This window comes from Paenibacillus sp. Marseille-P2973, from assembly GCF_018101095.1.
In the GTDB taxonomy this organism is placed as follows: Bacteria; Bacillota; Bacilli; order Paenibacillales; family Paenibacillaceae; genus Fontibacillus; species Fontibacillus vini.
Genome location: NZ_JAGQEH010000008.1, coordinates 57,879 through 71,469, shown reverse-complemented (window position 1 = coordinate 71,469; position 13,591 = coordinate 57,879). Strand labels below are relative to the sequence as shown.

Genomic DNA, 13,591 nt, shown 5'->3' with positions numbered 1-13,591 from the left:
TTATGAATAAAAAATCGGAAGAATTTTTGAGAAGAATGTTGGATTTCATACCGTCTGCTAACGATGCGTATAGAAAATCAATCGCAAATTACGGTGAGGCACTGGAAACAGTGATAATTGAGGACATCTTCATTCCTGAAATAATTAAACTTTTAAGTGAGGAAAATAACATCAATTTGTTAGAAAGAATTTTTAAATATTTTGAAGAAGTATCTAATGATGAAGATGCTCACTTAAAGAACATTTTTTCAATTACGGTGCTAGAAGCACTTGGAAATGACAGATCAATTCTAGGGATTGCACAGAAATACATGGGAACTAAAACGATACAACTTCAAATAGAAGCTGATAGGGCATTGGGTAGAATCTAGTCAGCAAAGACTCATAAAATATTGACGCGGTTATCCGTAATGGATAACCGTTTTGCTATATTCAGAGAGGGCCAGTGCCAAATAAACCTATCATTCAACCAATAACACATATAACCGATGTAAATCGAATTGAACTACTTCCTCAAATAATGCTAAATGGGATGTTGAAAGTTTCTAGTGAAATGTCCGCCAATGCTGGTAAATACAAGTCGAATTTAGAATATGATTGTTCTGAAATAGCAGAAGATTTAGCGCAAGCGGCAGGAGGTAAAGGTGAAATTATTACAATAATGGTGAGTTGAATGGTGGAAAGATATCTGTAAGTACACAAATTTTAAGTAGGTGAGAAACAATGTCCTCTAAGAGTATTTATTTTATGGAAAATGGAGAGGTATCGTATCCTGAATTAATGGCTTATACTATCTCAAAACTAGGGTCATTTGAATGGCAAAGAACTTCAATGTATAATCCAGATAATATTTATGACCGTCCAGCGGGTTTTTATTTTCGATTTCATAATAAGAATGAAGTATATACACGTTTAGAAGATTGTATCAATGCTTTTAAAGGTATACTTCAGTGGTGCATAAATGTCAGCAATAACACACGTCATAAGAATTATATTATTGAGCCAATTAAAGTTTATAGGGCGAAATTAAGTGATGAATATGCTGTAAACTATAATTTAAAAGGGATTTTAGGAGAAAGTTATGAAACTTTGTGTGAACAAGCCATAGCAGATATCCCTTCTTTATGTAAGCATATTGAAATGTGGTTTGAATTGGAAAACAAACGCCCTATGTTACCAACTCTACCGCAATAGTTAGTGATAGTACCTTATACCATGATTGGTTTCGTCTTAAAATTTCACTTTTGGTGGGGGGCTACCCATTGTTGAATAACCCACCATTCAATTAATAACATGAATAACCCTTGTGATACCCTTATAAAGATTTCGTCATTTTGATTGTACGCACATCAAATGCTGTAACTTTATAACCTAAATTACGCTATTGCTTTACATCAAACAGGTTGATTATGGTCAGATACCACCGAAATTGACCTGTTTTTTGTTATCTTCGTTTACTCACAGATTTTTTGAAAACAATCGTAACTTTGAGAATATATATCCCGATGGATATAGTGTTGAGAGAGACGGATGAATTAGCCGGAGTTATTCCTAGGGGGTGGGATTCTCATTTGTCATAACTTTACTGTCTTTTAATTTGCTAGACACACCCACTCTATTAATCTTGTAGCTCTTATGATTTATGCCGACGGTGAAACTTGCATCTGCATCTTCGACAATATGTCCATACAATACGATTTCAGAGTTTGCCGGATCATTAATTTCGTAGTAATCAGAAATGATCACTTCTACGTTATAGTGGGTCTTCATATATTCAGTTGCGATAGGTACAGCTTTGTTATAAATGGCTTCCTTTTGAGACTTTGACATACATCCCGAGAGAAGACAAATTAACAGAATAACACAGAAACAGATAATTAGTTTCTTAGCCATGAAAGACACCTACATGTATTCAGATTATAAAGTTCAAAGTTAAATTCACGGTGTTGCCTTTTCAATTTCTACTTTACGATTTAAAACTTTGCTTGATCCGCCCACATCAAGTGACTTTAAGAGTTTTATGATTGATACTTATAAAAAAGTTCGCCTCCGGTTCGTCCGCCAGATAACCGTAAAGCATTATTTCTGAAATCATAGGATCATTGACTTCATAATATTTGTCTATAACCACCTCAAGCATAATAGTGGACCTTCATATATTCTATTGCAATCGGTACGGTATTTTTGTAGATAGTTTCTCTTTTAGAATTCGACATGCACCCACTAATTAAGACTATAAGTGCGAGCATAAATATCAAATAAAATACCTTTGTGAATTTATTCATACTCGCCCCGCTTCCTCACTAACAGTTTAATTCCATTTCTCAATTCGCAGTCACATGAAATTACTAAACTTTAGCACCATTAGTCATATACTATAAATAGATATTTTGGCATTAAGGTTTTGGAGAAGTTTCATGAGTCTTATGAGAAGATCAAAAATGTAATCGATGTTGCACATTAGGGGCCCACATCTTCTGAATTAACCTTTTTATCCATAAGGGCTTGAGGTCCCATAACAAAATTGACTTTATAGGTTTTATGGTTCATATAAAGAGAAAATGTAATGTCCTCATCTTCAATAAGATATCCGTATAAGACAATTGCCGAGTCGACGGGGTCATTAATATCGTAGTCTCGGGTGAAAAATACATCGGAGTTATAATTGGTTTTCATATATTCAGTTGCGATAGGTACAGCTTTGTTGTAAATGTTCTCCTTGTGAGACTTCGTCATACATCCCGAGAGAAGAATTAACAGAATAAAGATAGATAAGATCTTAAGATTATTGCTCACATGACATCCCCTCCTAGATTTAGAGATTGTCCCATCTACCCGTGAGGTTATTGAGTTTTATCCTTATCGGAGTTAACTTGATGATTCCATAGTTCTCTTGACCCGGCAACTTGAGCGACCTCGTAGGTTTTGTGGCTAATACTTATCGAGAAGGTTGCCTCAGGCTGATTATCTAAATATCCATATAAAACAATAGTTGAATTTGCGGGGTCGTTAATATCAAAGTCATTAGAAATAACAATGGATGAATCAAAATGGGTTTTCATATATTCAGTTGCGATAGGTACAGCTTTGTTATAAATGGCTTCCTTTTGAGATTTAGACATACATCCATTGAGCGAAATTAAAAGAATAAAAGCAATTAAGAATATTTTTATTTTTTTCATTGTCATAGCCTCGATTCATAAGAAGATTTACCTATTTATAATTTGGTGATAAGGCAATAATTAAGTATGGTAATATATTACTATAATATAATATACTAATATTGAATTTTGTGGAACTAGCGGAGGGTTTATGGGATATATAAATGACCAGTTAAACTGGAAATTATCAAACCTTGCATATAACAGGGGGAAGCAAATTTATAATCCAAACCCCGACTGGGAAGTCATCGAACCCGATGGCGCTTTGCTGCATGATACCAATGGCTCGGGATTCGATGCTACGGTGTTTAAAAATAAAAATACGGATGATATTATCATCGCTTACCGGGGAACGGAACCTTTCGGTCGTCCTCTCTGGAGTATGTTTATGGACTATGGTACGGACGGGATGGATGTGGTCGGTGGGAGAATCAAGGGTTTAGAAGAGTTTCACCAATCGTATGAGAAGATCAAAGACAACCCCTGGATTCTATCTCAGCCCGAAGCGGCTCGGACTTATCAAAAGATGGAGTACGATTACCAAACCAATCAGTTTCATCAAGCTGAGGAGCTTTACCGTACGGTCAGGACGGCATATCCCAACGCGCAGATTACAACAACAGGACATTCGTTGGGCGGGGCAGAAGCAGAATACGTTGCGGTTCGAAACGGGCTTTCATCCACTACCTTCAATGCCCCCAGTATCAATCATCTTCTTTCCGATGAACTACAGGAGAAGAGCAACAGAGGCGTTTTCGATAAAACGAATGTGTCTTATGTGGATCCTGGGGATGCCATAGGCTCAGGGTTGAGAGAGGCTGATAGACATGTTGGTTCAACTTTTTATACATACTCAACTTATGAAGAAGCCAATAAGAGGTACCAATATTCTTCAACCGCTTACTATCCTCTGATTACAACTGAAAAAAGAGCAAATTCCTTTCAAGACTTCCTGTTTGGCCCTGAATTTCGGATTAAATTTGTACCAGTTACTTACGATCTGGTGAATTTCGGAGTGGTTTCAAAATTTTTTAATTCGATTATGGGCGAAGGAACACATGCTCTTGAACGTTTCGAGTTTGATGAGGCGGGGAATATATCGAATGCACTGTTCACAATGGATGGGGAGCCAATCTCAGGATCGCCCAGATTACAATATTATGAAGAGAGCATGGCTAATCAGACATTAATGAAGGAAGCGGTTCAGGATCTGATTGCCCGCTACGGGAGTAATTGGGGGAAATTCGGGACCATTCTCGCGACCGCTACGGGAGTTAAGATTCAGCTTCGACCCGAAGCCCTTAAAGAGGCAGGACAGACCTTGAACCGGCATGTTCAAGAATTTCAGGCTGAGCTGCCTTCCGCGATTCGGAGTATTCAGCATTTGGTGGAGACGAGCAGCAGCCGATCTCTCCAACCAATCGCGGAGAGACTGACTCAAACTTTGCTCACTTTTAATAGATGGTATGTAGGTGAGGGGCAGCAAATTGCGGACTACATCAACAAAAAAGCCGATGATTTTATTCGCGCCGATCAGGGTTGACAGGAGGGGGATACATGAGCAGAATTGTTGTCGAACTTGTGGATTTGATGAAAGCAGAGAGAGAACTGAATCAATTGCTCCAAACACTCCGGGACAATGAACGGCATGTCCGAACCGTTACGGACGGAATTCGGGACTGGACAGGGAGTGCAGCGGATGAATTGCGAAAAAGGCTGGAGTCTTTTTTCAACGGCTTAATGAAACAAATTCAGCTTATCGAGGAACAGAAAGTGGAATTAGCAAGGTATGCCTACAAGATGGAGCAATTGGATCAGCAGGCATAATATTTACCGTGTTATAGTCTTACAACAATGAGTCTTGGAGGGTCAAGTTCCCTTCAAGGCTTTTTCTTTCTCGTTTATCACAAATAAACAATTAGCTACATGTTTCGACATTTTTCTCAGAAATTAGGTGGTATAATTTTTTATGACTATTGACTTAGGTAAAATTTCTTAAATTTTTAATGAAAGGCAGTTGTTCGAGGCATGTCTTCTTTTTACTATCGCAGATCCCCCCGGATTATTAAAGATCAAGGCGAACGCCAGCTTGAAGTTTTTCGGCCGCCCTCCATTCCCCAGCCGCCGACTCTGAACCTGATCTCTATTATGGTTCCTATCATCGTTACGGTTGCGGGCTCGGCCGCTATGATGATGTTCTATAAAAGGGCCGGTAACGGTTCGTATGTTATTGTCCAGATGATCTCGCTTTGCACCATGGTCGTTTCCTACTTTGTACCGATTCTGGTGCATTTGCAGCAGAAGGGGAAGCACAAACGAACTATCAAGAAACGTAATCAGAGCTACGATGCGCATTTGAATGAACAGCGGGAGAAGCTTCAGAGCTGGAAGAATGAGCTGATCCTAAATTGGCATCAGACTCATCTGGAGCCCTTGTTTTGTATTCAAGCCATGAGCGAGAGAAGTTCTTCGATATGGGATCGAATTCCGCAAGACTTTGACTTCTTGAAAATACGTGCCGGCATCGGTACGGTACCGAGCGGGTTCGATATTACGGTCCCGAAGCGCGAAGGCATCGAGAAAGACCCATTGGTTGAGAAGGCCAACGAGTTAGCCGAGCGATTCTCTACAATTGCCAATGCGCCTGCATTGCTGGATTTGAATAAGTACAGGGTTGTAGGGATTGTTGGCAACGAAGAGGAGCTTCAGGGCTTTTGCAGGGCCTTGGTAACCCAGATCGCAACTCACCATTCGCCGGATGAGGTGAAGCTTGCCGCATTTATGAGCAAGATGCAAACGGGGGAATGGGACTGGCTACGCTGGCTACCGCATATTTGGGATGATAAGCGGTCCGGCAGATACTTGTTTCAGGATGGCGGATATCAGACTCAAGTCCTGGAGCAACTCCATTCACTGCTTCAACGCCGATCATGGATGAAAGAACAGGAACAGACTCAGGCGCTTCCTTTCTTCGTATGTTTGCTTCCTTATATTGAAATGCTTGAACATGAACCTATCCTGCCGTTGTTAATGAAAGACGGAGACAGCATCGGCGCGACTTCGATTGTATTGGCCGCTCAAAGGGACCTGCTTCCTAAGGAGTGCCAACTGGTCGTTGAGTTGCATGGAGACGAAGCTGTTATGCGATCCACGAACGTAACGGGTGGCTTAGCGGGAGCGGCTTATGCCAAGCCTAAAGACGAAGTGCCTTATGTTCAGTCGTTTAAGCCCGATCATATGACCTCGGGGGAAGTGGACCATTTTGCACGTCAAATCGCTCCGTACCGGGTGAAGACAAGCTCGGCGGATGAGGTGGCCAATGTTCTAACCTTATTTGATTTATATGGCATTCAGAAGATCAATGAACTGGATATCGCCGGCAAATGGGACAAACAAAGATTTCCCAATACGCTTCCTTTCCCGGTAGGAGTTCGCGGTGGGATGAAGCCTGTTCTGCTGAATCTTCACGATAAGATTGAGAGAAAAGGGCATGGCCCCCACGGTTTGATGGCCGGTACAACCGGCTCGGGGAAAAGTGAAGTCATTCAGTCTATGATCGCCTCGTTGGCCGTACAATACCACCCGCATGATCTGGCTTTAATGCTTATTGACTACAAGGGCGGGGGCATGTCGAACACCTTTGAGGATCTGCCCCATGTCATCGCTACGATCACCAACCTCGAAGAAGAGGGGCTGATCGAACGCTCCAAGGTTTCATTAAAGGCGGAATTGAATCGCAGACAGAAGCTGTTTGTCGCGGCAGGCAATGTGCAGCATATTGATGAGTACTACAAGACCGAATGGAGAACAAAGGAACCGTTACCGCACTTGTTCATCGTGATTGACGAATTCGCCCAGCTTAAGAAGGACCAGCCGGAGTTTATGAGCGAATTGGTGTCCATTGCGGCAATCGGCAGAACTTTGGGCGTTCACCTTCTTCTTGCGACACAGAAACCTGGCGGGATTGTGGATGACAAGATCTGGAGCAACTCCAGATACCGGGTCTGTCTCCGGGTGCAGGATGAGGCGGACAGCCGCGAAATGCTTAAAATCAGCGATGCGGCATACATAACCACTCCCGGTAGGGGTTATCTGCAGGTGGGGAGCAATGAAGTGTTCGAACTGGTGCAGTTTGCTTGGAGCGGCGCGCCGTATAACCCGAACAAATCGGTTCAACAAACCAGCTTTACGGCGTACAGGCTAAGTCTTGACGGAAGAAGAGCCAAAATCAGTAATCCTTTAGATGAGGTTTCATCCGGACAGAAGCAAGAAGCGAATAATGACTTTGGTATTGAAGAGAAGCAGCTAAGCGTTCTTATCCGTTATATTGCCGATCACTGTCAACAAGCAGGAATCCGCCGTCTGCCAGGACCGTGGTTGCCTCCATTACCGCAATACTTAACTTTGGATCAAATTCCGGAAACGGCGGAGATCGGGGACAAAATCATACATCCGGTCGTGGGATTGGTGGATGATGTTGCTAATCAGACCCAGTTTCCGTTGAAGCTTGATATCGAGTCGGGAAACTGGATTGTACACGGCATGCCGGGTACGGGGAAGACTACGTTTATTCAGACACTCCTATACTCTCTTGCCGGAAATTGTACTCCGGAAGACCTGCACATCTATGCGCTGGATTTCGGCAGAATGCTTAAGGATTACCTTCTCATGCCGCATACGGGCGATGTTCTTCTTGATGACGAAGAAGAGAAGCTCATCCGTTTGGTGGCTTTCCTCGAAGAAGAATTGTCCAACCGGAAAATTCTGTTCGCGGAAGCGGGCGTGAAGTCGAGACAGGCCTATTGTGCGGATACCCATCATAAACTGCCGGCTTTCCTTATTATCATTGATGGATATGTCAGCTTTAAGACACAATATGAAACCCTTCATGACAAGCTGGAAATATTGTTCCGGGAAGGATCCGGATATGGAATCTACTTTATGCTCACGGCCAACCGGGTATCCGATATCTATGACAAAATCCGAAGCAATTTCCCGAATGCGGTTTCTTTCCTGCTTGCGGATGCTGGTGATTATCATTATGCTGTAGGGCGTTTATCCAAAGCACCAGGGCAACTTCCCGAGGGGCGCGGGTTCGTTAAGGGCCATCTTCCTCCTTATGAATTTCAAACGGCTTTATCGCTGGATGCGGTCAATGAGTCCACACGTGCCAAACAAGTTAAAGAGCATTTTCACCACATGGATGCCAATTGGCAAGGAACAAGGCCTATGCCGATCCGGATTCTACCGGACACGGTTTATTTGGAAGAAGTATGGGAACAAGAAACGGACGACAAGAAAGATTCTTTAACCTTGGGGCTTCAGGTTTCAAACTTAAAAAGCTTTTTGTGGAGTATGGAGGACGGTCCGTATTTTACTCTCGGTGGTCGGATGGAAAGCGGAAAGACCTCGATGTTGATGACGCTTGGAATCATGGCTTCGCGGAACTTCACTCCAGCAGAACTTCATCTGTATCTTTTTGATATCCGTCGTTCTTCACCGGGACTCAGTTCTCTAAAGGACTTGGCCCATACGCAGGGCTTTGCATCAGACGAACGTACATTGGAGAAGATCATCGGCGATTTGAAGCTGGAAATCGAAAAGCGGGCACAGGCAGAAGCGTCAATACCCGGATTACCGCGTCTTATGCTGTTGATAGACGATGCAGATGTGATGGCTAAGCGGATCTCCTCCAATTTTGCATTGACGGAGCAACTTGAGTATATCACTAGATATGGCCGGGAGAATGGGGTCTATATTATCGCGGCGGGCCAAGCGAATGACATGAACCAGAACTGGGATGCTTGGCTGAAGGAGGTTAAATCCGCCCAAGTGGGGTGGCTGCTTGGAACTACAGATTTGAACGAGGCCCAACTGTTCAATATCAAGATTCCGTACGACCAAAGCGGGAAGATCTTGCCTCCAGGCGAAGGGTTTTATATTAAGCGCAAATATGAACGTGTCAAAATAGCTCATGCATTTGCCCACGGGAACGAGCGGTTTGTCGAGCAAGTCCATCTAGTGAATTCGGCATGGTTCGAGAGTGTGAGTCAGTCATAGATTCGACACAATTTACCAAATTTTGTATTGATAAATACTGGCGTTATTGGTACTATTTTAGCATATTCTATTAATTTATTGATACTTAAGGAGGAAATGGAATGGCACGAATTTTAATTACCCCGGAAGAGATTGACAAGGTAGCACAACAATTTAATACGGGGGCCCAGCAAAGCCAAGAGTTAGCCAGCAAGCTTAACTCTGCGATCCAGTCGATGCAAGGTCAATGGGACGGTATGACACAACAAAAGTTCTTCCAAAGATATGAGACAGACAAGAAGAATATGGAGATATACATAAATATGTTGAAGGAAGTTTCCGCTGATCTGACCAAAATTGCCGCACGCTTCAGAGAAGCGGATCAACAAGGCTAAGCGAGTTACAAAACAGAAGGCCAGGTATTGGTTTACCTGGTCTTTACTTTATTTGCAGTACGCAATAAAAGGAGAATGAACGCTTGTGAGCTATCAAATTCAGGCAACCAGCGAAACCCCTGCCTTAATCATCTATTTATTGGACATCAGCGGATCTATGACATTGGAATTTGAAGGCAGGCGGAGAATGGATATCGTTAATGAAGCGCTAAATACAGCAATCCGCCAAATCGTTTACCGTTCGACGAAAGGCTCCAGGCTTTCCCCGAGATATAGAATAGCCATCTTGGCCTATAGCGATGAGGTCTATGACCTTCTGGACGGCGTGAAATCGATCGACCGGATAGCCAATAGCGGCAGCCTGCCCCAGCTATATCCCAAACGTTTCACCGACACGGCAAAAGCGTTCAGACAAGCGGAGAAGATCTTGCAGTCGGAGCTACCGAATTTGCAGTACAGTCCGGCCCCTCTCGTGTGCCATATGACTGACGGTGTATACACGGGAGAAGATCCGGAGCCGATCGCCGAACGGATCAAGGCGATGGAAGTGCCGGATGGCCGTGTATTGGTTGAGAATATTTTTATAACGGACGAGGCCGTAGGAGGGAAGATTCGGGATATCAAAGCATGGGGAGGTATGCAGCCGGGAAGCTTCTCCGGGGATCCATACACCGAGAAGTTGAAGCGGATGTCTTCCGTACTTCCGGAATCCTATCGCGAGATGATGATAGAGTCTTCCTATTCCCTGAGGCAAGGAGCTCTAATGATGCTGCCCGGTACCAGTGCAGATTTAATCGCTTTGGGATTCCAAATGTCTGCTGCTACGCCGATAGGGTAAGGGGCGAAAGGAGAATCGGATGAATACGACAATGGTAACCCTGATCATAGAATCGTCAGGACGATCAGTAGATTTGGAATTACCGGGAGAAGTGCCGTTGAGAGAAGTTCTTGCCAAGGTGCTTCCGGGACTGGAAGAATGGGGGCCGTATCCTTTTACGGACACGGAGTATCAATATTTGATCAGCAACGGGGATCAGCGCTGGAAGCCGATTGATCCGGGGCGTACCTTGAACGAGCTGGGAGTTATGGACGGTTCCTATATCAGACTTGAAAAAAGACAAAGTTATTCAACTCATTCTCAGGATTAAAGCAGGAAAGGTGACGCAAATTGTTTCCACCCGAACATAACTATTTGTTTTCGCTCTTGGGCCAGGATTACCGGATCGAAGAGCATCCCCGCTTTGCGGGCGTACCTTACGGACAAGAAGGCAGACAAGGAACGGTATACAAAATAGTACGGCAGGAAGATCACGAGAGCTTTGCCTTAAAGGTGTTTCGTCCTTCCTTCAGATATCCTACGGTTATGAAGAAATCGGAGGTTATTTCAAGGTATTCTAGCCTCGCGGGACTAAAATCCGGCTCCAGAAGGATCATTCATCCACAGGAGAGTAAAGAACTGCTCAGTACATACCCTGAACTTCTCTATGCTGTAGTAATGCCTTGGATTGAAGCGGAAACTTGGAACGATATTTTAACATCGAGACGTGAACTTTCAGTGGAGAATTGCAGGAAGTTGGCCGGGAATTTTGCCGGCACCATGATGGAATTGGAAGAGCATGGCCTGGCGCATACCGATCTGTCCTCTTCCAATGTCATGATAGAGTCCACCGCCGGAGAATTAAATTTTCAATTGGTTGATTTGGAGGACCTTTACTCTCCTCAGCTTGAAGAGCCGGATGATTTGCCGGATGGAATCGACGGCTATAGAGCGCCGTTTCTCGAACAGGATATGCAATGGAGCCCCTATGTAGACCGGTTCTCTGGGGGAATCCTGATAGCCGAGATGCTGACCTGGTGCGAACCGGGCATACGCGAGAAATGCTGGGGGGACAGCTTCTTTGCACCAGGGGAATTGCAGCAGGAGAATGAGCGGCAGTCCATAATGATTCAGACTTTGGAGAAATTGTACGGCTTGCCGGTCTCGGGATTATTTGAACGGTTGTGGAATGCGGAGCAGATTCAGCAATGCCCTTCTTTCGGGGAATGGTCCATTGTTCTTGAAGCATTATCTGCGCCGGCGGTCCCCGTGGCAATGGATTCGGATGAATCCGAAGAAGATTCGCCGGGCGTTGAACCAAGCTCCTTCCTTTTTCATGATGATGAGAATGCTGTCGAAGGGCGAAGGAAGTCTAGGGAGCATTTGCTCGACGCAGAAGGGGAGAATCGGTTGGCTAGAGCCCGGAGTATTGAACAACAAGGCAAGCTGACCGCTGCCCTGTGGGAATATGGCAGGTTAATCGATGGTATTCCGCCGGGATCCTCACTGCATAGAGAAATCGAAATCGTGATTTCCTTGATTCAAGAGAAGCTGGATGAACCTGAAGAAGAACAAATTACGAACATCGGCAAGATTCGGGAGCAGTATAAGGCGACGACGGACGGGGGCGACAATCTTTATGCCAAGCTGTGGATTGTGCTGCTTGGAGCATCCGTGGTCATTATTATCGTCGCTCTATTGACGTATTTACTATAACTTTCCTTAAAAGGAGGAGAGAACGGGATGACAACATCGGAAGAAGAGATCATCTTTCATTTATCACAAGAAGAATTCTTTTTTCTTACTCAAATGCTGGGCATCAACTACATTGCCGGTTTTGGGGATCCCTTTCAGGGCTATTTGATGGAAGAGCTTGAAGAAGAATATCAAAAGGTGAGACAACGTCTCATGGACAGGGGATTTTTGATCCCGATTGAGGGATTGGATGAGCTGGAAATGGATGAATTGCTGGGGCTTTGCTTGACCTGCTGCGGTTCCGATACGGCTGTCTACTTAAAGAAGAATGATCATGAGATCGGGGACTACGAGGCCTTCCTTCATTTTACGCCTAATTTGGTCGTGGAGCGGACGTCGGACAGAGATGGGATTGCCCTAACACCTGTAGCCAATGCAGAACTGACCATGAATATCCTGGCGAGATTCCTCCCTCTTACTGTGCGTGGTGAGAAGCCGATCCATATCATATTGGATGAAATGAACATAAGTACCTGGGATGCTTTGAGCAGCCAGGAAAAAAGGGAACTTTTGGAGGCAAGGGAGATTGAATTGGATGTAATGACCGATATTCTTAGCGTTGAGACCGTGCCGGAACGGTTAGCGACGATGTCATTCTGGAGCAGGTACGGTATTGGTTGGGAGACGGAAAGTTACCGCTACAGTAAGCGAGGGAGCGACCTTCTCTTAATTACAGAGCCGGACGAGAAGGAATTATGCATCAGGGAGTACCGCCCGGAGCCAGTCCTTACAGCGTTGGAACAATTGGCGGCAAAATTCGATTTGGTCAATGAGGGGGCATAAGAATGGGAAATCGCATCAAAATCGAGCCGGAACAGATTAAGAATATCGGGGATCGTTTCCTGCAGTGTTGCGAGCAGAATCTGCAGATGGCTAAAGAGTTGAAATCACTAATCGATGGACTGGAGGGAAATTGGGAGGGGAAATCGCGTGAAAGGTTCTATTCTTCCTATCAAGATGCGCATAAGCAATTGGAAAGTGTCTCTACATTGCTGAAGAGTGTAGGGGATGAACTCAAGGCCATATCCGAAAGGTTCAGAAAAACGGATGCGAGTACATAAGGAGGGAATTTCATGCCCATTCGTGTCGATGTTGGGGTGTTGGAGAGTATAGCCAGACAAGTCCGCAGCGGAAGCAGGCAATTGCAGAGCGAGGGATCACGCATGCATAATAGCGTGCAGATCATGCTGTGGGCCGGTAATTCCTATCAGAGGTTTACTAAGGGATTCCAGGAGACCGAAGTCAAACTGAAGAGAACCAGCGAACAGATGGATGCCTTTGCGGATCAACTGGAGAGAATTGCGGAAGCATTCCGTCAGGCGGATCTCGAGGAAGATCGAAGACGCGAAGCCGAGGAGAGAGCCCGGCGGGAACGTGAAGCGGCTGCTCGCTCGACGGCAAGCAAGAGGAAATAGGGGGATGCG

Annotated in this window: 15 protein-coding genes; 12 read left to right on the top strand and 3 right to left on the bottom strand. The window is 44.4% G+C overall.

Annotation, left to right across the window (positions count from 1 at the left end; translation table 11 throughout):
* Window positions 1-2 precede the first annotated feature (2 nt).
* Both KB559_RS16465 and KB559_RS16460 read left to right on the top strand, forming a co-directional pair.
* Complete coding sequence (locus KB559_RS16465) at window positions 3-371, top strand: DUF7674 family protein (protein WP_211023037.1); 369 nt, start codon at window positions 3-5, stop codon at window positions 369-371.
* Window positions 372-747: 376 nt separating this feature from the next.
* Window positions 748-1,194, top strand: coding sequence for a hypothetical protein (locus KB559_RS16460; RefSeq protein ID WP_211023036.1), 447 nt, complete (start codon window positions 748-750; stop codon window positions 1,192-1,194).
* 357 nt (window positions 1,195-1,551) lie between these two features.
* On the opposite strand, the gene KB559_RS16455 is transcribed toward KB559_RS16460, so the two are convergent.
* The 3 genes from KB559_RS16455 to KB559_RS16445 form a co-directional block, all read right to left on the bottom strand.
* Window positions 1,552-1,893 (bottom strand): hypothetical protein, encoded by a 342-nt coding sequence (locus tag KB559_RS16455; protein ID WP_211023035.1) that lies wholly within the window; start codon window positions 1,891-1,893, stop codon window positions 1,552-1,554.
* Between the two features lie 567 nt (window positions 1,894-2,460).
* A complete protein-coding gene (locus KB559_RS16450; RefSeq protein WP_211023034.1) occupies window positions 2,461-2,796 on the bottom strand; it encodes a hypothetical protein in 336 nt (111 codons plus the stop codon).
* Window positions 2,797-2,843: 47 nt separating this feature from the next.
* Window positions 2,844-3,182, bottom strand: coding sequence for a hypothetical protein (locus tag KB559_RS16445; protein ID WP_211023033.1), 339 nt, complete (start codon window positions 3,180-3,182; stop codon window positions 2,844-2,846).
* Window positions 3,183-3,312: 130 nt separating this feature from the next.
* Here KB559_RS16445 and KB559_RS16440 point away from each other — a divergent pair, with 130 nt between their 5' ends.
* From KB559_RS16440 to KB559_RS16395, 10 genes are all read left to right on the top strand, one after another.
* Entirely contained in the window at window positions 3,313-4,704 is a 1,392-nt protein-coding gene (locus KB559_RS16440) for a Tle-like phospholipase domain-containing protein (RefSeq protein WP_211023032.1), read from the top strand.
* Between the two features lie 14 nt (window positions 4,705-4,718).
* Window positions 4,719-4,988, top strand: coding sequence for a hypothetical protein (locus KB559_RS16435; RefSeq protein WP_211023031.1), 270 nt, complete (start codon window positions 4,719-4,721; stop codon window positions 4,986-4,988).
* 201 nt (window positions 4,989-5,189) lie between these two features.
* Window positions 5,190-9,221 (top strand): type VII secretion protein EssC, encoded by a 4,032-nt coding sequence (gene essC / locus KB559_RS16430; RefSeq protein WP_211023030.1) that lies wholly within the window; start codon window positions 5,190-5,192, stop codon window positions 9,219-9,221.
* A gap of 101 nt (window positions 9,222-9,322) precedes the next feature.
* On the top strand, window positions 9,323-9,595 hold the full coding sequence (locus tag KB559_RS16425; RefSeq protein WP_211023029.1) for a WXG100 family type VII secretion target: 273 nt from the start codon (window positions 9,323-9,325) through the stop codon (window positions 9,593-9,595).
* Between the two features lie 85 nt (window positions 9,596-9,680).
* A complete protein-coding gene (locus KB559_RS16420; RefSeq protein ID WP_211023028.1) occupies window positions 9,681-10,433 on the top strand; it encodes a vWA domain-containing protein in 753 nt (250 codons plus the stop codon).
* A gap of 19 nt (window positions 10,434-10,452) precedes the next feature.
* Complete coding sequence (locus KB559_RS16415) at window positions 10,453-10,743, top strand: EsaB/YukD family protein (RefSeq protein WP_211023027.1); 291 nt, start codon at window positions 10,453-10,455, stop codon at window positions 10,741-10,743.
* A gap of 20 nt (window positions 10,744-10,763) precedes the next feature.
* On the top strand, window positions 10,764-12,128 hold the full coding sequence (locus tag KB559_RS16410; protein ID WP_211023026.1) for a protein kinase family protein: 1,365 nt from the start codon (window positions 10,764-10,766) through the stop codon (window positions 12,126-12,128).
* Between the two features lie 27 nt (window positions 12,129-12,155).
* Window positions 12,156-12,950 carry a hypothetical protein gene (locus tag KB559_RS16405; protein WP_211023025.1) on the top strand — a complete coding sequence of 265 codons (795 nt, stop codon included), beginning with the start codon at window positions 12,156-12,158 and terminating at the stop codon, window positions 12,948-12,950.
* A 2-nt stretch (window positions 12,951-12,952) separates the two neighbouring features.
* On the top strand, window positions 12,953-13,228 hold the full coding sequence (locus tag KB559_RS16400; RefSeq protein ID WP_211023024.1) for a WXG100 family type VII secretion target: 276 nt from the start codon (window positions 12,953-12,955) through the stop codon (window positions 13,226-13,228).
* A gap of 12 nt (window positions 13,229-13,240) precedes the next feature.
* The gene (locus tag KB559_RS16395; protein ID WP_211023023.1) at window positions 13,241-13,582 is read left to right on the top strand and encodes a WXG100 family type VII secretion target; all 342 of its coding nucleotides are present in this window, start codon (window positions 13,241-13,243) and stop codon (window positions 13,580-13,582) included.
* Window positions 13,583-13,591 lie beyond the last annotated feature (9 nt).

Coding starts and splice junctions, on each gene's coding strand:
- KB559_RS16465 (WP_211023037.1), top strand. CDS start 3: ATGAATAAAAAATCGGAAGAATTTTTGAGAAGAATGTTGGATTTCATA.
- KB559_RS16460 (WP_211023036.1), top strand. CDS start 748: ATGGAAAATGGAGAGGTATCGTATCCTGAATTAATGGCTTATACTATC.
- KB559_RS16455 (WP_211023035.1), bottom strand. CDS start 1,893: ATGGCTAAGAAACTAATTATCTGTTTCTGTGTTATTCTGTTAATTTGT.
- KB559_RS16445 (WP_211023033.1), bottom strand. CDS start 3,182: ATGAAAAAAATAAAAATATTCTTAATTGCTTTTATTCTTTTAATTTCG.
- KB559_RS16440 (WP_211023032.1), top strand. CDS start 3,313: ATGGGATATATAAATGACCAGTTAAACTGGAAATTATCAAACCTTGCA.
- KB559_RS16435 (WP_211023031.1), top strand. CDS start 4,719: ATGAGCAGAATTGTTGTCGAACTTGTGGATTTGATGAAAGCAGAGAGA.
- essC (WP_211023030.1), top strand. CDS start 5,190: ATGTCTTCTTTTTACTATCGCAGATCCCCCCGGATTATTAAAGATCAA.
- KB559_RS16425 (WP_211023029.1), top strand. CDS start 9,323: ATGGCACGAATTTTAATTACCCCGGAAGAGATTGACAAGGTAGCACAA.
- KB559_RS16415 (WP_211023027.1), top strand. CDS start 10,453: ATGAATACGACAATGGTAACCCTGATCATAGAATCGTCAGGACGATCA.
- KB559_RS16405 (WP_211023025.1), top strand. CDS start 12,156: ATGACAACATCGGAAGAAGAGATCATCTTTCATTTATCACAAGAAGAA.
- KB559_RS16400 (WP_211023024.1), top strand. CDS start 12,953: ATGGGAAATCGCATCAAAATCGAGCCGGAACAGATTAAGAATATCGGG.
- KB559_RS16395 (WP_211023023.1), top strand. CDS start 13,241: ATGCCCATTCGTGTCGATGTTGGGGTGTTGGAGAGTATAGCCAGACAA.